Annotated in this window: 23 protein-coding genes and 1 tRNA gene; 9 read left to right on the plus strand and 15 right to left on the minus strand. The window is 56.0% G+C overall.

Annotated features, from left to right (window positions below; translation table 11 throughout):
• Window positions 1-2 precede the first annotated feature (2 nt).
• The 3 genes from ACR0NZ_RS01775 to ACR0NZ_RS01785 all read right to left on the minus strand — a co-directional run bounded on the left by ACR0NZ_RS01775 (window position 3) and on the right by ACR0NZ_RS01785 (window position 4,519).
• Window positions 3-2,003, minus strand: a complete 2,001-nt coding sequence (locus tag ACR0NZ_RS01775) for a capsular polysaccharide biosynthesis protein (protein ID WP_480516549.1) — start codon at window positions 2,001-2,003, stop codon at window positions 3-5.
• A gap of 3 nt (window positions 2,004-2,006) precedes the next feature.
• Window positions 2,007-3,140, minus strand: coding sequence for a polysaccharide biosynthesis/export family protein (locus tag ACR0NZ_RS01780; RefSeq protein ID WP_480516551.1), 1,134 nt, complete (start codon window positions 3,138-3,140; stop codon window positions 2,007-2,009).
• Window positions 3,141-3,220: 80 nt separating this feature from the next.
• Window positions 3,221-4,519, minus strand: a complete 1,299-nt coding sequence (locus ACR0NZ_RS01785; RefSeq protein WP_480516553.1) for a capsule biosynthesis protein — start codon at window positions 4,517-4,519, stop codon at window positions 3,221-3,223.
• Between the two features lie 141 nt (window positions 4,520-4,660).
• Here ACR0NZ_RS01785 and ACR0NZ_RS01790 point away from each other — a divergent pair, with 141 nt between their 5' ends.
• From ACR0NZ_RS01790 to ACR0NZ_RS01810, 5 genes are all read left to right on the plus strand, one after another.
• Window positions 4,661-5,248 (plus strand): riboflavin synthase, encoded by a 588-nt coding sequence (locus ACR0NZ_RS01790; RefSeq protein ID WP_480516555.1) that lies wholly within the window; start codon window positions 4,661-4,663, stop codon window positions 5,246-5,248.
• A gap of 104 nt (window positions 5,249-5,352) precedes the next feature.
• Complete coding sequence (gene ribB, locus ACR0NZ_RS01795; protein ID WP_480505670.1) at window positions 5,353-6,474, plus strand: 3,4-dihydroxy-2-butanone-4-phosphate synthase; 1,122 nt, start codon at window positions 5,353-5,355, stop codon at window positions 6,472-6,474.
• Window positions 6,475-6,476: 2 nt separating this feature from the next.
• Window positions 6,477-7,028 carry a 6,7-dimethyl-8-ribityllumazine synthase gene (locus tag ACR0NZ_RS01800; RefSeq protein WP_209504307.1) on the plus strand — a complete coding sequence of 184 codons (552 nt, stop codon included), beginning with the start codon at window positions 6,477-6,479 and terminating at the stop codon, window positions 7,026-7,028.
• The gene (nusB, locus tag ACR0NZ_RS01805; RefSeq protein ID WP_480481565.1) at window positions 7,025-7,507 is read left to right on the plus strand and encodes a transcription antitermination factor NusB; all 483 of its coding nucleotides are present in this window, start codon (window positions 7,025-7,027) and stop codon (window positions 7,505-7,507) included. The genes ACR0NZ_RS01800 and nusB overlap by 4 nt, the downstream gene beginning before the upstream one ends.
• Window positions 7,508-7,566: 59 nt before the next feature.
• Window positions 7,567-7,872 (plus strand): hypothetical protein, encoded by a 306-nt coding sequence (locus ACR0NZ_RS01810; RefSeq protein ID WP_480516556.1) that lies wholly within the window; start codon window positions 7,567-7,569, stop codon window positions 7,870-7,872.
• A gap of 214 nt (window positions 7,873-8,086) precedes the next feature.
• Here ACR0NZ_RS01810 and ACR0NZ_RS01815 read toward each other — a convergent pair whose 3' ends face one another.
• Both ACR0NZ_RS01815 and ACR0NZ_RS01820 read right to left on the minus strand, forming a co-directional pair.
• A complete protein-coding gene (locus ACR0NZ_RS01815) occupies window positions 8,087-8,512 on the minus strand; it encodes an SRPBCC family protein (protein ID WP_480516558.1) in 426 nt (141 codons plus the stop codon).
• Window positions 8,509-8,829: an ArsR/SmtB family transcription factor gene (locus ACR0NZ_RS01820; RefSeq protein WP_480516560.1), complete on the minus strand. Its 321-nt coding sequence runs from the start codon at window positions 8,827-8,829 to the stop codon at window positions 8,509-8,511. The genes ACR0NZ_RS01815 and ACR0NZ_RS01820 overlap by 4 nt, the downstream gene beginning before the upstream one ends.
• A gap of 114 nt (window positions 8,830-8,943) precedes the next feature.
• Here ACR0NZ_RS01820 and ACR0NZ_RS01825 point away from each other — a divergent pair, with 114 nt between their 5' ends.
• On the plus strand, window positions 8,944-9,375 hold the full coding sequence (locus tag ACR0NZ_RS01825; RefSeq protein WP_480493473.1) for an MmcB family DNA repair protein: 432 nt from the start codon (window positions 8,944-8,946) through the stop codon (window positions 9,373-9,375).
• A gap of 5 nt (window positions 9,376-9,380) precedes the next feature.
• Here the strand turns inward: ACR0NZ_RS01825 and ACR0NZ_RS01830 are convergent, their stop codons facing one another.
• Window positions 9,381-9,569, minus strand: coding sequence for a DUF6324 family protein (locus tag ACR0NZ_RS01830; protein WP_117869403.1), 189 nt, complete (start codon window positions 9,567-9,569; stop codon window positions 9,381-9,383).
• 77 nt (window positions 9,570-9,646) lie between these two features.
• On the opposite strand from ACR0NZ_RS01830, the gene ACR0NZ_RS01835 reads away from it, so the two are divergent.
• Window positions 9,647-10,129, plus strand: coding sequence for a GNAT family N-acetyltransferase (locus ACR0NZ_RS01835; protein ID WP_480476440.1), 483 nt, complete (start codon window positions 9,647-9,649; stop codon window positions 10,127-10,129).
• A 48-nt stretch (window positions 10,130-10,177) separates the two neighbouring features.
• Window positions 10,178-10,254 (plus strand) — tRNA-His (locus ACR0NZ_RS01840).
• A 261-nt stretch (window positions 10,255-10,515) separates the two neighbouring features.
• Here the strand turns inward: ACR0NZ_RS01840 and ACR0NZ_RS01845 are convergent.
• Both ACR0NZ_RS01845 and ACR0NZ_RS01850 read right to left on the minus strand, forming a co-directional pair.
• Entirely contained in the window at window positions 10,516-11,226 is a 711-nt protein-coding gene (locus tag ACR0NZ_RS01845; RefSeq protein WP_480516562.1) for a hypothetical protein, read from the minus strand.
• Complete coding sequence (locus ACR0NZ_RS01850; protein ID WP_480516564.1) at window positions 11,214-12,317, minus strand: cyclic GMP-AMP synthase DncV-like nucleotidyltransferase; 1,104 nt, start codon at window positions 12,315-12,317, stop codon at window positions 11,214-11,216. Before ACR0NZ_RS01850 ends, ACR0NZ_RS01845 begins: the two co-directional genes overlap by 13 nt.
• Before the next feature lie 92 nt (window positions 12,318-12,409).
• Here ACR0NZ_RS01850 and ACR0NZ_RS01855 point away from each other — a divergent pair, with 92 nt between their 5' ends.
• On the plus strand, window positions 12,410-13,168 hold the full coding sequence (locus ACR0NZ_RS01855; protein ID WP_480516566.1) for a Cap15 family cyclic dinucleotide receptor domain-containing protein: 759 nt from the start codon (window positions 12,410-12,412) through the stop codon (window positions 13,166-13,168).
• Between the two features lie 21 nt (window positions 13,169-13,189).
• Here the strand turns inward: ACR0NZ_RS01855 and ACR0NZ_RS01860 are convergent, their stop codons facing one another.
• The 7 genes from ACR0NZ_RS01860 to ACR0NZ_RS01890 form a co-directional block, all read right to left on the minus strand.
• Window positions 13,190-14,404, minus strand: coding sequence for a tyrosine-type recombinase/integrase (locus ACR0NZ_RS01860; RefSeq protein ID WP_480516568.1), 1,215 nt, complete (start codon window positions 14,402-14,404; stop codon window positions 13,190-13,192).
• 404 nt (window positions 14,405-14,808) lie between these two features.
• A complete protein-coding gene (locus tag ACR0NZ_RS01865; protein WP_480516570.1) occupies window positions 14,809-15,615 on the minus strand; it encodes an ABC transporter permease in 807 nt (268 codons plus the stop codon).
• A gap of 91 nt (window positions 15,616-15,706) precedes the next feature.
• A complete protein-coding gene (locus ACR0NZ_RS01870) occupies window positions 15,707-16,594 on the minus strand; it encodes an ABC transporter permease (RefSeq protein WP_480517728.1) in 888 nt (295 codons plus the stop codon).
• Window positions 16,595-16,673: 79 nt separating this feature from the next.
• Window positions 16,674-17,423 (minus strand): transporter substrate-binding domain-containing protein, encoded by a 750-nt coding sequence (locus ACR0NZ_RS01875; protein WP_480476444.1) that lies wholly within the window; start codon window positions 17,421-17,423, stop codon window positions 16,674-16,676.
• Window positions 17,424-17,457: 34 nt separating this feature from the next.
• Window positions 17,458-18,234: an ABC transporter ATP-binding protein gene (locus ACR0NZ_RS01880; protein ID WP_209504298.1), complete on the minus strand. Its 777-nt coding sequence runs from the start codon at window positions 18,232-18,234 to the stop codon at window positions 17,458-17,460.
• Between the two features lie 128 nt (window positions 18,235-18,362).
• Complete coding sequence (locus ACR0NZ_RS01885) at window positions 18,363-19,112, minus strand: phosphate/phosphite/phosphonate ABC transporter substrate-binding protein (RefSeq protein ID WP_480476446.1); 750 nt, start codon at window positions 19,110-19,112, stop codon at window positions 18,363-18,365.
• A complete protein-coding gene (locus tag ACR0NZ_RS01890; RefSeq protein ID WP_480476448.1) occupies window positions 19,109-19,546 on the minus strand; it encodes a tellurite resistance TerB family protein in 438 nt (145 codons plus the stop codon). Before ACR0NZ_RS01890 ends, ACR0NZ_RS01885 begins: the two co-directional genes overlap by 4 nt.
• Between the last annotated feature and the right edge of the window lie 13 nt (window positions 19,547-19,559).

Below are 19,559 nucleotides of genomic sequence, written 5' to 3' on the forward strand. Positions count from 1 at the left end.
GTTTAGCGCCACAAGTGCGCATGTGTCGCAAACACGCCCTGAAGTTTTGACAGAACACGATTGAAGGGACCGGTCGGGGCACAAGTGCCCTGCGCCAGACGTTCAACGGCAACCTCGACGGGGCAGGGTTGCCCCGTGACCGGGTCGAAATAGCGAGGATAATCAATAAGGGTGGCATGGACGAGGCCCATCAACGTCGGTCGCGCACCACGCCGGGCAGGAACAGCCCCCAGATCCGTGGTCAGCCCCCAACCCGCATAAAAAGGCGCGCCCAGAGTTGTAACCTTCACGCCGCGCAGCAAAGCTTCGAACCCCAGAAGCGACGTCATGGTCCATACTTCCTGCACGTGCAGCAACAATGATGCGGGGTCTGTTTGGGTTGCAACGATGTCGGCAATTGCCTCGGCATCGATCCTGCCTTCGCGCAAACCCGCTTCGACATCGGGGTGGGGTTTGTAAATCAGGATCGCGTCGGGATTGGCGTCGCGCGCAGCTTTCAGCAGGTCCAGATTGTTGCGAACCGCGCTGGTACCCAACAGGATTGAGGCATCGTCCTCGACCTGTCCGGGCACAAGAATACGATGGCCTTCGGGCAGGGGGCTGGCGGGATTGCCGGTATTGTATTTGCTCAAGCCTGCGGCCAAGAGGTTCTCGATAAGACGCTCTGCGCGCAGGTCCTGATCCGGCCTCAACGTTTCACGCAAAGTGATCAACTCTTCCAACTGGCTGGGTTTTGTCGGGTTGTAATAGATACCGAATTCGTCCGTCACCAGCGACAGTGGCGGGACCAGTGCCGCCCCAAGTCCGCGTGAACGCAAGAACCCGTCTTCGACCCGAACCGCCCCTTCGGTGTTTCTTGCCTGGCTGGCCCAGACCATGTGGGGGTGGTCCGGTGTGCCGGGTTGAGATGCCGTAAAGCGCAGCTTTCCATGTTGTCCGAAGAACTGTTGCAGATGCCTGCGTTTCCACAAGCGCATCCCGGATGCCGTCCAGCCGTTCTTGTCCTGTCGCCAAACGCGGGTCTGTGCCTCTAACGTGTCCAGCACCGTTTCCAGCTCGCACAGCTGATCGCGATAGGGATCGTACCAAGTCGGGTAAAGCAGCATGGCGGCCGCGAACAATTGTGCCCGTGTCAGGCTGCGCTGACGACGCGGAACGGGGCGGTCATCCTGCGTCAGGCCCCATCCTGCATAGAAAGGTTGGCCGAAAACACGCGGTTTGTGGCCAGCCAGAATTGCCTCAAACCCCAGTTGCGAGGACACGGTGTAGACTGCGACAGCCCCTTCAAGCAACGGCCATGGGCTGATCGGGTCGCTGAACTGCGATATCCGGTCTGACAGGTCCTGATTGGTAAAATGCCCCTGACGGTGACCAGCCAGTGTTTCAGGATGCGTCTTGATCAGGATACGCGCGCCGGGGTTTTCCTCCTGCGCCAAGACAAGCATTTCAAGAAACCGGGCGCGGTCCGCTCCGCTTGCTGTTACCGACGCATCGCCAACCGTCTGATCAATCACCAGAACATAACCCGGATCGGGTGGGTCAAGATCGAGATCGAAGGCGGAATACTTGCTGAGGTTAAGCTCCCTGATCCGCGTGATCGCGGCGCGGGCACGGTTCAGCAGGGCCGTGTCATCCAGGGGGTGCGTGGCCAGCACTGTTTCAAGCTCAGACGGCGTGGCGGCATCGAAATGCAGGCCGGAACGATCCAGTAACAGCCCCAAAGGGGGCTCGCCATTCCGGCCCGGGTGCAGAGATCTGAGAAAGGCGTCCTCGACCCGCAGAACCGGGGCAGCGTGTTTTTCGGCGATCTTAAGGCCGCGATGTGCTGTCGGGCTGTTACCCCAGACGCCTACGCAATCGCCGTCTTTGGGATATCCCAGACGAATGTCGTAACCCGAAAGCGACAGGATTCGTCTCAGACGATTCTGGGTCAGAAAGCCGCCGTTATAGACGAACAGCCGATTTTGCCCGCTCCCGGCTGACGTGTCGGGATCGGGCCTCATGCATCAATTGCCGGTTAGGGTGGCAACGTTTGCAACGGGTGTCAGACCGCCTGCGATAAGTGAGATCGATTTGCTCCATTGTGCATAGGGCGCTTCGGTCACGTAGATCGTATCATCGTCCCGGATCACGAAATCGCGTGCAATGAACAGGCCGTTGGGGGCTGTCAGGTTCAGCAGGTAGATCATGCGCTGATCCCCTTTGAGGTCGGCGCGTCCGGTGATACTGCGGGCGACATCCTGACGTTCCTTGCGCAGGATAAAGATACCCGTTGGATCTGAGGACAGCGTCAGCAGACCACCGACCTGTGCCAAGGCTTCCAGTGCCGACAGGTCCTGGCTTTCAAATGCCACGCGCGACTGGCCCCCGGTTGCGCCAAGGGCGATATACGATCTGCTGTCCTCTTCCACCAGAATGCGGTCGCCACCGCGCAGGGCGACGTCCAGCTTGGGGTTGCGAAACAGGTCCTCGTACCAGACGGTACCCTTCTGATCGCCCCGGATCAGGGTCACCAGCGCGATGTCAGACGCGACCGAGACTCCGCCTGCCTGGGACAACATACCAAGCAGCGACCGGGTTGGCCGTTCAATCGGATAAATGCCCGGCGCGGCAACCGTGCCCGTCAGCGAGACGGTGGACCCGTCACCAGCGACGCGCCGCACTTCGACCTGCGGGTCCGGCGTTTGCTCCTGAAGCTTGTCTGTGATCAGAACGCGCAGCTGTTCCGGCGTGTTTCCCGCAGCCCGAATCCGGCCTGCATAGGGAACAAAGATAAATCCGTCGCTGTCGACCTGAACCTCATTCAACGTGGTTGCAAGACCGGTTTCGCCGGACAGAAGGCCATCGTCGACGTTTTCCCAGATGGTCAGCCCCAGCACGTCGCCAGGGCGGACGGTATCCGCGGTCAATGTCTGGGCACTGCTAAAGGAGGAAGAAAAACCATACTGAGGAATAGCGGATGTCGCGCGTGTGACGTTGTCATCAACTTCAACGACAAATGCGTTGCCCCCTTTTTGAACTGAACCGGCCAGAATTTCGGATTTGTTCGGTCCGGATTTTGGCAGCTGGCACGCGGCCAGCAGGCCAATTGCAGCCACAAAGGACACGCCCCGAATCCATCGCCTAGGAGAGACTTTCACCGCCCGATATCCTCAGTCTTTTGTAGTTGCGTGCAGATTAGCTGGTAAGTTGCTTAACTTCCAGTCACACACCACCCGTTTCATTCGACGACTTTCAACTGTGTCGTTCGCGCCTCGTTCGTATTCAGAACCGATTGGTAGGGATCGTTGGTGTCCAAAAGCATATCCACGGCGCGGCGCAGCAGCTGACGGCGCCCTCGTCTTGAATAGAACCCGCCGGGTACCTGACTGGTTTCCAGAAGAAATTGCCGATAACAGCGATAGGCTTCGGAATCGGGGCGGCAAGGATCGGCAAAAAACGCCGCGATCGGCTGCTGCGAGACGAAATCGGGTTTGTCATAAACCGAACGCCCGAAAATGCGCAATGGAATGCCCCGCCACAGGACCTGCTGTCCGGCGGTGGAATTCACGGTGACGGCCGAATTCGCCTCATCCAGCAATCTGGCCAGCTTGCCGCCCGGCACATAATGAACCCGGTCGTCGATGCCGTGTTTTCTGGCAATCTCGCGAGCCCGGCGTCGCAACGGTTCGCGATGGTTTTCCAGGGGGTGTTCCTTTACCACCAGCCTGTGATGGGTCGGCGCGCCTTGCGCAAATCCTTCGATTGCCAGCTCAAGAAATTCACACATGCCCGAAAAGCTGGAATGAGCCTTCACCGAGCTGTCATGCCCAAGCTGCAACAGAACGAGGTGGTAGGGGTATCCGCCCCATCTGACCCGCGCCGTCGCCACACTTCGCTGAAGACGATGAAAAGGCATCAAAAACAGGCGCTTGAGGTACAATCTGAATTCTTGCGAGACAGGTAATTCCCTGTGCGGTTGAAAGTTTCGGTAGCGGCTGTTCAGAGTCATCACGAACCAATGATAAAGGGCGCCATAGAAGATATGATGCCGCATGTCTCCCCAATGCGACGGGGGCGGCGGCGCCTTTCGGTCGGACAGGGCCATGGCCTGACGCATCTGCTGAACGTCCAGCGTCATCAGCCGGGAATTTCCATTTGACCCGTCCCGCTCATAGGTCACCCACCAGGGGCGCAGATACCCCTCCTCGAATACATGTACGGTAACTCCGCAAGACCGTGCGATTTCGACCGCACGCGCATGTATGGGTCTGGTGTCGCCATATAGTACAATGTCCGTAACAGCTTTTTCAGCGATTAAAGAGGACAGTGTTGCGGGCCAGTTTTCCGGTTTGTCCTGAAACGGGATGTAACTTGCTTTGTCAAACCAGAACGCCTGATCGCCTGCATTGAATCCAACTCGCCAGACCCGAGCCCCCGTCGCGCGCAACATACGCCCCAAGGCCGGGAAAAAAGGTCCGTGCGGGCCCTGAAGGAACAGGAAGACCCGATCATGAGACCTTAAAGGCGGGTGCTGCATCCGAACTGCTCGTATTGTTGTTGTTGCCAAAACTATGCCCGTTTGGTCGGTGTACGGCAAGGCAGGGCTTGCCCGCGCGGCCCGTTGGCCTTACCTCGACGGTGATAGTCAGGCACAGGTTAGAAACTGAGGGTTAACGGAATGTTTACAGGGATCGTCACCGACATGGGCACCGTCGCCGAGCTGGAGCAGCAGGGAGACCTGCGTGCGCGGATCAGGACCACCTATGACACTGCGGGCATCGATATCGGGGCCTCGATTGCCAGTGACGGTGTGTGCCTGACCGTGATCGCGCTGGGCGACGATTGGTATGACGTCCAGATCAGCGCGGAAACCGTTTCGAAAACCAATCTCGACACCTGGACTGTCGGCAAGCGTGTCAATCTGGAACGCGCCCTGAAGGTTGGTGACGAACTGGGCGGTCACATCGTTTCGGGCCATGTGGATGGTGTAGCCGAGGTGATCGCGATCAAGGAAGACGGCGACAGCACCCGCGTCATCCTGCGCGCGCCAAAAGATCTTGCACGGTTTATCGCGCCCAAAGGGTCGGTGGCACTGAACGGCACATCCCTGACGGTCAATGACGTGACAGACTGCGATTTTGGCATCAACTTCATTCCACACACCAAAGAGGTCACCACTTGGGGTGACGTGCAGGTCGGTGACAGGGTCAATCTTGAGATCGATACGCTGGCCCGTTATGTGGCGCGTCTGGCCGAAATGTCCTGATAGGATACGTCGCGTCGGAACAGACCTGCGCCGTTTGTGGACTGGTCTTTGTGCCCTCAGTGGTCTATTCCGCCGTTCAAACATGCCATGCGAAAGGCTGCCCAATGAGCTTTGAGACACCCGGCCCGGTCGAGGCCCGGCTGCGCGATGCGATCAGCCCGATCGAAGACATTATTGAAGAGGCGCGTGCGGGCCGGATGTATATCCTGGTCGACCACGAGGATCGCGAAAACGAGGGCGATCTGGTGATTGCTGCCGAGTTCGCCGATGCCGAGGCCATTAACTTTATGGCCACCCATGGCCGTGGCCTGATCTGCCTGCCGATGACGGCAGAACGGGTCGAAGCACTTGGGCTGCCGATGATGGCGGTGAACAACTCATCCCGGCACGAAACCGCATTCACCGTGTCCATCGAGGCGCGCGAAGGGGTCAGCACCGGGATCTCTGCCGCCGACCGTGCGCTGACCGTGGCGACTGCGATCAACGAGCAAAACACGATGGCTCATATCGCAACGCCCGGCCACGTCTTCCCCTTGCGCGCCAAGCGGGGTGGGGTGCTGGTGCGTGCCGGTCATACCGAGGCTGCCGTTGATATCTCGCGTCTGGCCGGCCTGAACCCCTCGGGCGTGATCTGCGAGATCATGAAACCCGACGGCACCATGGCGCGTCTGCCCGATCTGGTTGAATTTGCGCAAGAGCACAACATGAAGATCGGCACAATCAGTGACCTGATCGCCTACCGGTCGCGCAACGACAATCTGGTGGTTGAAACCTCGCGTCAGATGGTGACCTCAGAATATGGTGGCGAGTGGGAAATGCGGCTGTTCACCGATCAGACCCATGGCATCGAACATGTGGTCATGATCAAGGGCGACATTACCACACCCGAACCGGTGTTGACCCGCACCCATGCTCTGCACGAGGCCCCCGATATTCTGGGTCTTGGTCCGAAATCCTCGCGCGAACTGCCGCGCGCCATGGAGAAGATTTCTGAAGAAGGACGGGGCGTGGTCTGCCTGTTCCGTCAACCGCGCAACTCGCTATATGCAACGGGTGACGAGGGGCCGCGCACAATCAAACAAACCGGTCTGGGGGCGCAGATCCTGTCCAAGATGGGAATTCAGGAACTGGTTCTGCTGACCGACTCGCCGCAAACCGTATATCTGGGGCTTGACGCGTTTGGCCTGTCCATCGTCGGTACCCGTTCGATTTTGAAGGAAGACTGATCATGGCTGCTCAAGACGAACATGGCGTTCTGCCGACACCGACATTTGACAAGCCGGTCAAGCTGCTGATCGTGGCGGCGCCGTTTTATCGTGCGATTGCCGATAACCTGATCACGGGCGCGAAGGCCGAAATCGAAGCCGCGGGCGGAACCTGCGAAGTGGTCGAGGTGCCCGGCGCGCTGGAAATCCCGACCGCCATCGCAATGGCCGACCGTCAGTGCAACTTTGATGGCTACGTCGCGCTGGGCTGCGTCATTCGTGGCGAGACAACGCATTACGAAACCGTTTGCAATGACTCCAGCCGGGCCATCCAGTTGATGGGCCTGCAGGGCCTGTGCATCGGCAATGGCATTCTGACTGTGGAAAACGACGCGCAGGCCGAAGTCCGCGCGAACCCGAAAAAGATGAATAAAGGGGGTGGGGCTGCTGCTGCGGCCTTGCATCTGATCGCGCTCAGCCGTAAGTGGGGCTCTTCCAAAAAGGGCGTTGGTTTCAAACCGCCGTCCGAGTCCATCCTCGTGGCGGGCGACAGCAACGGACCCTCGACAGCATGACCAAGACAGACGCGCCGAAACCGGCCAACCAGAAACGCCTGATGAAATCCGCCGCCCGGCTTTATGCCGTGCAGGCGCTGTTCCAGATGGAACAGTCCGGGCAAACGACCGAAGCTGTCGTGAATGAGTTTCTGGATCACCGTTTTGGCGCTGTCTATGAGGGTGAGGAAATGTTGGACGGTGATATCAGTGTCTTCCGCTCGTTGGTCGACAATGCGGTGAACTATCAGGCGGCCATCGACCAGATGACGGACCGTGCGCTGGTCGCCAAATGGCCGATCGCTCGGATTGACCCGACCTTGCGGGCGCTGTTCCGTGCGGCTGGGGCAGAGCTGACCCAAAGCGACACGCCGCCAAAGGTTGTCATCACTGAATTTGTTGACGTTGCGCGTGCGTTTTTCCCGGAAGGCAAAGAGCCGAAATTCGTCAATGCTGTGCTGGATCATATGGCGCGTGAGGCACAGCCCGAGGCATTCTGACGCCTTTACGAGAACCAGATATGCGCTAACTTGAATGTCATAGCGCAAAGAGGTTCGCCATGCCCAAACTGATCCGCCTTTATATCACGCAAGTTGCCTGGGGCTTTGTCATTTCGGCTGTGTTTGTCGGCGTCCTGTTGGCGCTGAATGTCGCAAACCTGCGCCATCTGATAACCAGTTCGGAAATCGGTCTTATCGCTTTGGTGATGATCTGGTTCATGAACGGCATTGTCTTTGCCGGTGTCCAGTTCGCCTACAAGATCATGAGCATGGCAGAAAAGCCGCAAGGCCCGCGCCGGGGGACACCTGTTGTACACAGCTTTGAACCGGCGGTTGCAAAGCAGGAAGCCCGCGCTGGGCGCTGAACTTCCGTGGAAAATGTGGCGGGACCACCAAACAACCGTGTGGTTTGATTCCCGAGGACCTGTATATACAGGTGGGCGCCAGGTAATCAGGCCAGGACCTGAACAGAGCCAGCCCCCTCGGAATTGCTTAAGGCCACCAGAATGCTACCTTTCACAAGAAGGGCAGAACCCGCCACGCGCTTAAGTAGGGCGTATGACGGGTTCGCACAAGGGGTCAGGCATCAACAGTTTCGTGCAATGCCGTGCGCATCTTGCCAAAGTGTTCGTCCCAACCCTTGTCCAGCGCCAGGATCAGGCCAAAGGCATCGGCCCCCTGCGGCAGGCCTTCATGCCGAAGGTCAAGGCGCGTCCCGCCTGCGACGGGTTCCAGGGTCCACTTGACTACGCTCACCGTGTCGCCCATCGGTTTTACGGTGAACGTGTATTCCAGATATTTGGGAGGGTTGGCAACGCGAACCTCACCCCAGATCAACAGGTCGCCGCTTGTCGTGCCAAACATCTCCAGCTTTTGACCCGCGGACAGAGTATGTCGAGGTTTGTGGAACCATTCCGCCAGACGATCCGGGTCTGTAAGATAAGCCCAAACCGTTTCCGGCTCGGCCCTCAGAAAGATCGATTTATTCAGAACTGCATCGGTCATTTCGATTTCCTTTCAACAGCTTCCTTGAGAGAGTTGAGGCGATCGTCCCAGAACTGGTCAAAATATCTGAGCCAGTCCAAAACGGGGGCCATCCCCTTTGGTTCAAGACGGTTAATGCGTTCGCGGCCGCGGGTTTCAACGGTGATCAAGCCGCCGTCGGATAGCACGGTCAGATGTTTTTTGACCGCGGCCCGGGTCATGTCGAACCGGTCTGTCAACTGCCCGATGGTCATGTCTTGAGACGAGAGCAATTGCACAATGTCCCTACGTGTGGGATCGGCCAGCGCACGAAACGCGTTTTGAGTTCGGTTATCCATAAGCAACCCCGGAAGAGATACCATTTGGTATCATATTAATGCGACACCCAAAGGTATCATGTCAAGTGCGACGCAGCACTTTACTTTTGTTCCCTAATTGTTCACATTTCTGACATGACTTTAGATCTGCAGCCCGGACAGAAACTGGCGCGTGGCGTCGCACGCCACCTTGCCGCGCATGGTTTTGTTTCTGTTGAAGAATTCGTTCCGGCACGTGGTCTGCGTGTCGATGTGATGGGGCTGGGTCCCAAAGGTGAGATTTGGGTGATCGAATGCAAATCCAGCCGTGCCGATTATCAATCGGATGCCAAATGGCAGGGCTATCTGGAATGGTGCGACCGATTCTTCTGGGCCGTGGATACCGAGTTTCCGACCGATCTGTTACCTGACGAAACGGGCTTGATCATTGCTGATGCCTATGATGCCGAGATCGTGCGCATGGCGCCCGAGGACAAGCTTGCTCCAGCGCGGCGCAAAAAGATGATCCAGAAATTTGCAACAGATGCAGCACGCCGACTGCATGCACTGCGCGATCCGCGCTTGTAAAAAGCTCAGCCTTTGACGGCGAGGGCGGCCTGTATCGCGGCGCGGATCTCGTCTGCGATTTCTTCGGCTTCCTCGGGATCGAAATCCATCGGAATCTCGATGCCGTCGGCTTCGATGAACAAGCGTACCATCCCCTGATCGGTCGGGCCGATTTGCAGGTTGGCCTGTATATCGCGTTCGGTATTGATGCCCATCTGTGCCTCCGAGCCTGAGCGTTCGTGCTAACGCGCACGGGGTTGAGAATCAAGTCACCTTTGCGGTCAGATAAGACATGGATAAAGTGGTTCTCAGAACGTTTCGCCCCGATGATGCCGCGTGGCTGGTTGAACAGCACGGGTTGCTCTATGCGCGCGACGAAGGATTTGATGACAGCTTTGCCCCATTGGTTGCGCGCATCCTTGAGGAGTTCATTGCAGACAACGACCCGTCCTTTGAAAAAGGCTGGATTGCTGAACGGGCTGGACAAAGATTGGGTAGCATCTTCTGCGTGCGCGTGGACCAGACGACCGCCAAACTGCGCCTCTTCCTGCTTGTCCCCGAGGCGCGCGGACTTGGGTTGGGGAAACGGCTGTTACAGACCTGTACAGACTTCGCACGCGAGGCTGGATATCGGGAAATGGTTCTGTGGACCCATGAAAGCCATACGGCTGCCTGCGCGCTTTACAGGGCGTTTGGCTGGGAACTGATCGACAGCAAACCGGTGCATTCCTTTGGGGTCGATCTTGTCGAACAAAGCTGGAGAATTCGGCTTTAATCCTCTTGCATTCCCCCGGCGCGTTCGGTACATCGCCCCTCACGAAGTGCCGCCTTAGCTCAGTTGGTTAGAGCGCTGGATTGTGGATCCAGAGGTCCCCTGTTCAAGCCAGGGAGGCGGTACCATCTCCCAAAGCTGTTTTTTTGTTTGATTGCTTGAGATTGTTCGGCTCAGTTGCACCAGTTTTTTATGGAGGTAGCTTCGAACAAAAAGGGGGCAAATTCGGATTTTGCCCAAAAATTGCCCAAAAAAGTAAGCGAAACAGACAACCAAGACCTCAGAATAAGTGCAGAAGTGTTAGCTTATGTTTCTCTCAAAATCTCTAGATTTGCTCAAACATCTACGGCGTAGACAAATTTTTTGCTCGAGCCTTCGGTTCCCTAAGGCTACTTGCGAAGTTTGCCGACGCGGGAGTGAATTCTGTCCAACATTCGACGTGCCATCGACGGGTTAACCACAAGACGAAGTTGGTCAATGTGTTCACGGTGACAATTACGAAGGCGTTTTCCACTACCACAAGGACAACTCAGGTGACCCTTTATTGGGTTTTTGGCTAAGATTTTGAGGTGATCGGCGATAAGTTTTGCGTCTGGTTCCAAGCCCAGAATATCCCCGAACGCCTCCAACTCTCCTGCAAGGCCATGAGACCTTTCACCTAAGGGCCATTCGCCTTTTCCCGTCTCCGCTAACTTGGTCTCATACCAGTGTTGGCTGAAGAAGTAGTCATCGATCGGACCTAAGAAATACTCTTGCAAACTAGGTTCGGTGGTGCGCAATAGCCATTCCTCATAGACACCGACGCAACAGTTGCCATGCTGTTCGAAGATGTGTCTGTCTAGAACCCGTTCAATCCGTCCACCGGTTTCGAAAACCACCGGCTCATCCTCTGGAAAACTCGCGGGAACAGCGATTTGGACTTCGAAACTGTCAAACTCACCGAGTGGTCCAGTCAAGATGTACTTTCCGGCGATGCAAACCAAATCCTTCCAAGTAGTGACACTTAGTTCGGGTTGGTACTGAGCGACGTACTTGTTGGCCTCTTCAATTAAGGCCTCCGGCGGGGCCGTTTCTTCGTCCTTTTTCGCTATTGCGCCCATGGTTTATTTCCACCACCTGCTGCACGCTTGGCTTCCAGCGCTGCCTGCGCACGATCCGTCTTCTCAGAGTCTGTAAGCGCAGCGGCTGCGGCAGAAGCAATCATTGGAGCGGCAAGTCCAACACCAAGCGCTGACTTTTTCTCTAGTGGCGCTACGGCGCTGTTAGCTGCTTCTTGTGCTGGATCGAAGAAACTGTGGCGGAAGACTTTTTTCCAAACTCGCTTTGCGTCTGCATCGCCCGTGTCGTCTGCATTAAGTTTGTCGAGCTCTTTGACGCAAGCTTCTGCTTGTTCGATTAACCGCCCAATGCGATCAGTGTCTTTCTCGTCCGAAACTTGAATGCCATCTGCGTACACAGGCAAATGTTTGGACCGATACGATAGATTGCGAAGCGTTTCTCGAAAGCTCTCATCGTCACGCCCCTCGGCTGAAACGTAAGCCTCAATGAATAGAGCCGTGGCGACCAGTCCTCCGGGGAATTTCAAACCCAAACGTTTTGAATGTGTTTTGGTGTAAAACTTCCCCAACCGAATAATCCGGCGGAGCTGGTAGCTTCCCGAAGTCTCAGGGCTCTTAACTGAAACCTGAGTTTCGATCCATTTATTCATGGCTGCAGGGTCGGACACTACCCACTCGTCGCCAGCGGACAGCTCGTATTTCCAGCCTGCTTCCGTCCAACTTCTCTGGAAAACCGGAAAGTCACATTGATAGCCATCGGAATAGACGACCCGGACGCACTTCATCTTGGTTTCGGGATCGTATTTCATGTTAGTTGCTTTGGCTGCAATTGCGTTCTTTACCCAATTGCGGGTAGTGCGTGGGCCCGAGGCCTCGCTCTTTTCGAACACAACCCCAAGGTCAATGTCGTAGCGACTATCTTGGTCCGCTTCTGGTGGTTGTGTCATGGTCTTTTGAGCATATCCACCTTGGTTTATAGTATCCACAAGAGATGGTTTTTCAGCATCCTCCAGCCCTCGTGTGATGCGGTCAAGATTCGCTTCGCGGCGGCGTTTCATATCCGCTCTCTGGGCGTTGGTGAGCCTCACGTGGTCAGAGTGAAATGAAGAAATTTCTTTTGAATAGTCGTACATATCGTGTCTCGTTCAGGTTATACATCAATAACTGGGGCCTTCACCGATTCACTTCAAGAGCCTTCTTACATAAACTTTAGGGAGAACGAACTGTGTACGCCTTGTTGCCCTGGAAGCTGCTTTCGACAATATTGTTGGTTGTTATTGCGGCGGCCCTTTACGTTGACGACTTGTTAGCGATAGTCGGTATTGCAGTCCCTGAAGCTATGATTGTGCGTGCTCTTCCGGTTGTGCTGCTCGGTTTGTTCTCGGGTTTCTTTGGGCCGACTGGATACTATGCGCCATGGAGAATTCTTTGGCGCGTCGTACCTGCGCTGAACAATTGGTTTCCAGACCTCAATGGTGTTTGGGTTGGGCGCACCAGCACAAACTGGCCGACAATCAAGCGGCTTTTCGAGGCAGCGCAGGGCGATCAAAAAATCACTGAGCAGGAACTGCACGACATCCCGGATCAGGCAGATGCTATGGCCGTTCAAATCACGACCAGCCTGTTTAGCCTAAAAATTGATGCGGGCCTCAGTTCGACAAACGGGCAGTCCCATTCTATCACAGCAAAGCCATGGAGGCATCAACACACAGGGCGAGTACATTTGTCTTATGTGTATCGACAAGAAACACCAAACCCGGGATTGACCGACGAGGAAACTCATCTCGGAGCTGCGGAACTTGTCTTGGACGCCGATGACTACTCCAAGGCAGAAGGTACTTATTGGACGCGTCGTTCATGGCGTACCGGGCGTAACACCGCCGGTAGTATATTGCTGGAACGAGTGCAGACTTACAAAAGCAAAAAACAAAGCCTCAGAGAATTCGCGACAGAGCACAAGTCAAAGATGGCAGCTAGCCAGTAGCTCTGAACAAGAAACGCTCGCTTAGACTATCAGATTTCGTGAGACAATTTTCGTGACCTCGTCAATTGTCTGCTGATCATTGGGGATTAGGTGCCCGTACTGATCTAAAGTAAATGCCACGGAACTATGGCCAGCAAAAACTGATGCTTCCTTTATCCGTCCTTCTCTAACCAATAACGAAACAAAAAAGTGTCTTAGTCCATGTAGGCCGTGATCGACTAGCAAAGGTTTGAATTGCTCCTCTCGCCGCGTATTGACGCGCTTTAGAAGTGGTTTCCAGAATTTGTTTTTGACGTTGTTATAATCGATTGGGTGGCCTGCACGCGTTGGGAAGACCCAGCCTTCCTTAGTTGCGGGGCAGGCGAGACGCCATTCGGCGAGCGTTGGCCAGACCAATTGAGGGACTGGTATTGTGCGCCTCGAGTTCTTTGTTTTGGTCTTTCCAACCCGATGTTTGAGCGACTGGTTACTGCGCGCACGATCAACTTTCCGGTTTATCGTGACGGATGAGAAACCAGCACCGAAGTCGCTCCACTGTAATCCAAGACATTCAGATATTCTTATCCCGGTCATCCGAAGCAGAAGAAACATGGGATAGTATCTTCGGTATGTCCGCGCGATACGAGGATCATCCGAATTGTAAAGGTCGCGAGCCATTTCATCTATTTCGGCCATATCTTGTTCGGATGGGATGCGACCCGACTTCAAGTCTTCTTGTGCACTCCAATCCAACTTGATTTTTACGCCTTCAGCGGGATTGGTGAAAACGGCATCGAGCAATGCAGCATATGTGAAAATGGCTTTTGCGAGATTTAGGGCGTGTTTGGCTGTGTTTCGACTGGGACAACGCGCAATCAGGTGATCTCGAAACTCTCGCATTTTTGCAGTGTTGATATCGCCAAGTGGAAGCGCTCCTATTTGTGGGTTGATCCAGTTGCGGAGATAGGACTCGTATCCGGCGATTGTCGCCGGTTGAAGGGGCTGTTCTCCATCACGGCCATTTCGACTATCCGTTATGAACTTTTCCGCGAACTTCTCAAAAGTGGTGTGACCCTGAGCGATTGCTTCATCTTGCAATTCCGAGGCCAAACGTTCTTTGGCCAACTGTTTAGCTTCTCTTCCGGACTGTGCTGTGACCCGTTTCCTTTGACCAGAGGGAGTGTAGTAGGCCTGAACCCAATAACTACTTCCGTTTACGGTTTCGATACGCGGGCGACCGGAAAGGCGTGCTTTCATTTTGGACAACTCATCACCTCAAATCTGGATAATGAGTTAAGCCAACTACCAAATTATTATCGAGTCAATGGCGGTAAATAATTGGCTTTAAACGGAAAAATCCAGTTTTTTGTCATTTTTGCTGACCAAATTTTTGAGGGAGGTTCATTTAAAATGACAATGACAAAAGCACTCACAAAAGTTACTGCCCAAATTGTTGCCCAAAAAATTTTCTCGAATCATTTAGTGACTTGATATTCAAAAGAATACCTCTTGATTCCGGGCCCCTTGTGGATCCAGAGGTCCCCTGTTCAAGCCAGGGAGGCGGTACCATTCCCCCAAAATCGACTGTCCGTGTTCGCACCGCCAAGCGCATTACAAACATAGTGTAGGCTCGAACGCCGGAAAGTCCGGCGCGCTGATCTTTAGCGCGCCAGGTTCAGTTTGAACCGCATTTTCACCCGTTTCGCAGTGGGCAGGTGGCGGTTCAGGCGTTTGTTGATGAGGCCAAAACCCCCGACAATCACCAATGTCAGCAAGATGAAATAGAACGCCAGAATTGGATAGGGAATAAACGGGTTGAACGTCTTGTCCGCGAAATAGCTGGCGTAATAGAGCGCGTCGCCGCGCTGCTGCCAGGCCGGAAAGGCCGAGAAGAAGACCAGCGTGGTGGCGTGGAACAGAAAGATGGCTTCGTTCGTGTAGGCAGGCCAGGCCAGCCGCAGCATGGTTGGCCAGACGATCCGCCGAAACCGCGACCAGCCGGACATACCATAGGCATCTGCCGCTTCGATATCTCCCTTGGGGATCGAGCGCAGAGCACCATAAAAAATCTCACCTGAATAGGCTGCGGTGTTCAGGAACAGCACGATCAGTGCGCCGAGCCAAGCCGAGGTGAAGGTGTCAAACATTGGATAGGTTTTCTTCAGCGACAGGAAGAAGAAATAGGCAAAGAAGAACTGGATAAAGAGCGGCGAGCCCCGGAACAGGAAGATGAACCATTCGGCAGGTTTGCGCAGCCATTTGTTGGTCGAGGCTTTGCCGACGGCCAGTGCAGTGGCCAGAAAGAACCCGGTCGCCAGCGCCATGACGCCGAAATAGATGTTCCAGATCATGCCCGATCCGATCAGGGTGAACTGTTCGCACAGGGTGAAATCGGTCTTGGGCAGCAGGCGCTCCCCAATGCCAAGCGAACGCAGGCCGTAATCCTGAATGGTCTGGATGCAGCTCATGCTCGGGCTCCCTGAAAAGGAGATTGCGTGCGCGAATGAGATTGCTGTGCAATCGCGTGCGGCACCCGGATGCGGTCTTGAACGCGGATCATCATGCCGTGGTCTCCTTGCGCAGAAGCTCTCCGCCCGAAGTGGCCTGTCCGTGGGACAATCGCCGCATCAGTTTTTCCAACCCAAGTTCCGAGAAACGGGTCATGCCAAGGTAGAAGATCAGCAGGAACAGGAAATACCACATGCGCCAGTCGCCATGCGGGTATTGCGTGAATTTCGAGGTTTTGGTGCCGCCCAGTTCGCGCGCCCAATACACGATATCTTCAACACCCAGCAGGAAGAGCAGGGGCGTCGCCTTGATCAGCACCATCCACAGATTGGACAGGCCGGGCAGCGCGTAGACCCACATCTGAGGCACCAGGATGCGCCAGAAGGTCTGGCGGCGGTTCATACCATAAGCTTCGGCCGTTTCCAGCTGCGCATGTGGTACGGCGCGCATCCCCCCGAACAGGACATTGGCCGCAAAGGCGCCAAAAACGATAGAGAACGTGATGACCGCCAGGAAAAACCCATAGGTTTCATGCATCCATTCAGGCGCGGTCCCGAGTGGCAGCTTGGCAGCCTGACAAACAAGGAAATCATTGCCCTGGCGGATTGGGTCGGTCCAGTCCGGGCACAATATCTTATGCCGCGTCCACTCGAACGCCTGATCCAGTGCGATGACGAAAAACAGGAAAAACGCAATGTCGGGCACGCCGCGCACAATCGCGATATACCCTTTGCCCAGCCAGCTGAGCGGGGGGAAATGCGAGCGCGCCGCCATGGCACCTGCAAACCCGAAGCCAAGTGCGACGGGCGCGGTCACAGCCAGCAGGGCCAAAACCTTGATGAAAGACAGGTAGAACGACCAGTGTACGCCATTGGTCAGGTAGCATGAAAACCAGCGGAACGTGCCCAGCGTGTCAGGATCAGCGCAGTACGAGAACATATGGCGTCTTTCCAACGTCTGTTCCGGCTAGGCCGGAATCGGCCCGGTGCCGAGGCACCGGACCGGGATTGGTCAGGTCTTAGTTGGTGACGACCGAACCGTCAGTACCGTATGTGGCGGTGCCTTCACCGAACCACTTGATCAGCATCTCGTTCAGCGTGCCGTCGGCTTTCATCGAAGTGATGGCTTCGTCGAACTTGCCGCGCAGTTCACCGTCGCTTTCACGCAGGCCCATGCCGACGCCGCCGCCCAGCGGAACCGGATCGCCGACAAAGACCAGCTCACCGCCCGATTCCTCGACCAGCGGCACCAGATAGTCGCGGTCGGCCAGAACGGCATCGGCTTCGCCGTTACGGACGGCTGCGATGGTTTCTTCTGGGGTCGCGAACTCAACCAGCGTTGCGCCGGATTCGGCAACGTGACCCGCCTGGATCGTGGCGGTTTGCGCCGCAACGACACCGCCGGTTACGTCTGCCGAGTCAGAGGTCGCAACATAGGCCGAAGCGGTCGGCGGGTAATAGTCTTGGGTAAAGTCGATGACCTCATCACGTTCGGCTGTGATCGACATACCGGCGATGATGGTGTCGTAGTTGCCCGAGACCAGGTTCGGAATGATCGAATCCCAGTCGTTCTTGACCCATTCACACTCCAGGTTGGCGCGTTTGCACAGCTCGTCGCCGACTTCACGCTCGAACCCGTCGATTTCACCTGCATCGTTGATGAAGTTGTACGGAGGGTAGGCGCCCTCGGTGCCCATGCGGATCGTGTCGGCCATGGCGATACCAGCAGTCAGCGCCAGGGCCGCAGTGGACAGAATCAGGTTTTTCATTGGTTACTCCCCAGTTTTGGTTCTGTTCTTGAAGTTAAGCCGCCTGAGTGGCGGAGAGAAAGCCCCGAAGCCGCTCGGATTCGGGTGACGTAAAGATATCTTCGGGCAAACCTTCTTCCTCGATCAGGCCCTGATGAAGAAATACCACGTGGCTCGAGATATCTGCCGCCATTTTCATGTCATGAGTCACGATGATCATGGTGCGCCCTTCGGCTGCCAGATCCTTGATCACCTTGATCACTTCCTGTTCCAGTTCGGGATCCAGCGCCGAGGTCGGTTCGTCGAACAACAGCGCCTGTGGTTCCATGCACAGCCCCCGCGCGATAGCGGCGCGCTGTTGCTGACCGCCGGACAATTGCGCCGGATAGGCGTCGCATTTGTCGCCAATGCCAACTTTCTCAAGGTATTTGCGCGCGCTGTCTTCCACTTCGGCCTTGTCGCGGCCCAGAACGGTCACGGGGGCTTCCATGACATTTTGCAGGATGGTCATATGCGCCCACAGATTGAACTGCTGAAACACCATCGACAGGTTGGTGCGGATGCGCAGGACCTGCTTGGGGTCCGCGGGGCGGCGCCCATGGCTATCGCCCGACCATTTGACAGGTTCGCCTTTGAACAGGATTTCGCCCTGCTGGCTGTCTTCCAACAGATTGCAGCAGCGCAGCAAAGTTGATTTTCCTGACCCCGATGACCCGATCAACGAGACCACGTCGCCGCCATGCGCTGTGATGTCCACCCCCTTCAACACTTCCAGATTGCCGAAGCTTTTGTGAAGGTTTTTGATTTCGATGACGGGAGCGGTTTCTGTCACGGGCAGTCCAGTAGTTTGTGGTGTTGGTGCGGTACTAGGGCCGAAAAATTTGCTCAATGCAATGCGCAATTCGCAAATTCAGGGTCGGAAACTGTCAAATTGACCAAATGCACCCGACAATTTGGCCATCAGATTATCCGCTGGGCGCATGGCGGTGGCGGGGTCGGTACGGACAGGTACTCCTCCGCCGGGATGTCGATCAGCCCCTGAATGTGCAGCGTTTTGCGGTCGTGTTCGGCAAGGTTTTCTATTGCTGCCCGAACTGCGTCTGCGACCAGATCCGCGTTTTGGTCGGGTCCGGTAATATAGGGCAGGGTCGGTGTAGAAGCGGTTTTTGCCAGTTCGCGCAGGCTTTCGCCCAGATCGGTATGTTCTTGCAACATCATCCAGGTCAACGCATCCAGCGCCGCGAAATCTGCCTTCCCCTCCGAGACCGCCTGCGCTGACAGCGCGTGACCGCCTGTCTCCAACAACGACGCGGGATACAGGTTCTCCCGGGATAAATGCGTGATGGGTGCCGCCCAGCCGGATTGGGACAATGCTTCGTTATATGCGAAGATACCGTCAGTCATTCCCGCCAGCGTGCGGTCGTCGTCGCGCCGCGCCACAAAGACCGAGCAATAATGCCCGGCAGGGCAACCGGGCAGGCCGTAATCCGGGGTGCCCACCAGTTGAACACGACCATGCAAGCGTGTGCGATAGGGCATTCCACAGGTCTGTGCCAGCACCAGATCGGGATCAAGCCAAACCTGCCAAACATCGGCGTCTCGGGTCAGCTGTTCTGGCCCGTAACCCAGATTCGTGCGAATCAACCCCCAGAACCGACCATTGGCGGCCTGAACCTCGGGCATGTCGTACATGCCAAGCATGGCTATCAAGATTTGGCGGCCTTTTGCCGGGCCAAAGCCGAATCCACGTCGCTGACCCCCAGCAGGCTGACAACCAGACGCAGCAGCGAGTCCTCCTCACCCGTGCGGTGGCCATCAGCCAGGGCCACTGACCACAGCGCCTGAACCACCGCCAGCCGGTTTTCATAAGCGACTGCTTCCTTGATGGCGCGGGTAAAACGGACCGTGTCGGGGGCTTCAGCCTCCAGATCTTCGGCACGGGCGCGCAAAGCCGCGCTTTCGAATGGGGACAAACCGTATCGTTCTGCCGATATGCGGTCGATGCGCGACATTTCTGAGGCAGAATAATCGTTGTCAGATCGTGCCAGACGCACCAGCAGGGCCGTCAGGGCCAGGCGGGCATCATCTTCGACAAGCGGGTCGGGCTTGGGCTGTGTGAGCCTGGAAAGAAAGTCACTGAACATGGGTAAGATATAG

The organism is Ruegeria sp. AE3, from assembly GCF_056542225.1.

Coding starts and splice junctions, on each gene's coding strand:
- ACR0NZ_RS01775 (WP_480516549.1), bottom strand. CDS start 2,003: ATGAGGCCCGATCCCGACACGTCAGCCGGGAGCGGGCAAAATCGGCTG.
- ACR0NZ_RS01785 (WP_480516553.1), bottom strand. CDS start 4,519: ATGCAGCACCCGCCTTTAAGGTCTCATGATCGGGTCTTCCTGTTCCTT.
- ACR0NZ_RS01790 (WP_480516555.1), top strand. CDS start 4,661: ATGTTTACAGGGATCGTCACCGACATGGGCACCGTCGCCGAGCTGGAG.
- ribB (WP_480505670.1), top strand. CDS start 5,353: ATGAGCTTTGAGACACCCGGCCCGGTCGAGGCCCGGCTGCGCGATGCG.
- ACR0NZ_RS01800 (WP_209504307.1), top strand. CDS start 6,477: ATGGCTGCTCAAGACGAACATGGCGTTCTGCCGACACCGACATTTGAC.
- nusB (WP_480481565.1), top strand. CDS start 7,025: ATGACCAAGACAGACGCGCCGAAACCGGCCAACCAGAAACGCCTGATG.
- ACR0NZ_RS01810 (WP_480516556.1), top strand. CDS start 7,567: ATGCCCAAACTGATCCGCCTTTATATCACGCAAGTTGCCTGGGGCTTT.
- ACR0NZ_RS01815 (WP_480516558.1), bottom strand. CDS start 8,512: ATGACCGATGCAGTTCTGAATAAATCGATCTTTCTGAGGGCCGAGCCG.
- ACR0NZ_RS01820 (WP_480516560.1), bottom strand. CDS start 8,829: ATGGATAACCGAACTCAAAACGCGTTTCGTGCGCTGGCCGATCCCACA.
- ACR0NZ_RS01825 (WP_480493473.1), top strand. CDS start 8,944: ATGACTTTAGATCTGCAGCCCGGACAGAAACTGGCGCGTGGCGTCGCA.
- ACR0NZ_RS01830 (WP_117869403.1), bottom strand. CDS start 9,569: ATGGGCATCAATACCGAACGCGATATACAGGCCAACCTGCAAATCGGC.
- ACR0NZ_RS01835 (WP_480476440.1), top strand. CDS start 9,647: ATGGATAAAGTGGTTCTCAGAACGTTTCGCCCCGATGATGCCGCGTGG.
- ACR0NZ_RS01845 (WP_480516562.1), bottom strand. CDS start 11,226: ATGGGCGCAATAGCGAAAAAGGACGAAGAAACGGCCCCGCCGGAGGCC.
- ACR0NZ_RS01850 (WP_480516564.1), bottom strand. CDS start 12,317: ATGTACGACTATTCAAAAGAAATTTCTTCATTTCACTCTGACCACGTG.
- ACR0NZ_RS01860 (WP_480516568.1), bottom strand. CDS start 14,404: ATGAAAGCACGCCTTTCCGGTCGCCCGCGTATCGAAACCGTAAACGGA.
- ACR0NZ_RS01865 (WP_480516570.1), bottom strand. CDS start 15,615: ATGAGCTGCATCCAGACCATTCAGGATTACGGCCTGCGTTCGCTTGGC.
- ACR0NZ_RS01870 (WP_480517728.1), bottom strand. CDS start 16,594: ATGTTCTCGTACTGCGCTGATCCTGACACGCTGGGCACGTTCCGCTGG.
- ACR0NZ_RS01875 (WP_480476444.1), bottom strand. CDS start 17,423: ATGAAAAACCTGATTCTGTCCACTGCGGCCCTGGCGCTGACTGCTGGT.
- ACR0NZ_RS01890 (WP_480476448.1), bottom strand. CDS start 19,546: ATGTTCAGTGACTTTCTTTCCAGGCTCACACAGCCCAAGCCCGACCCG.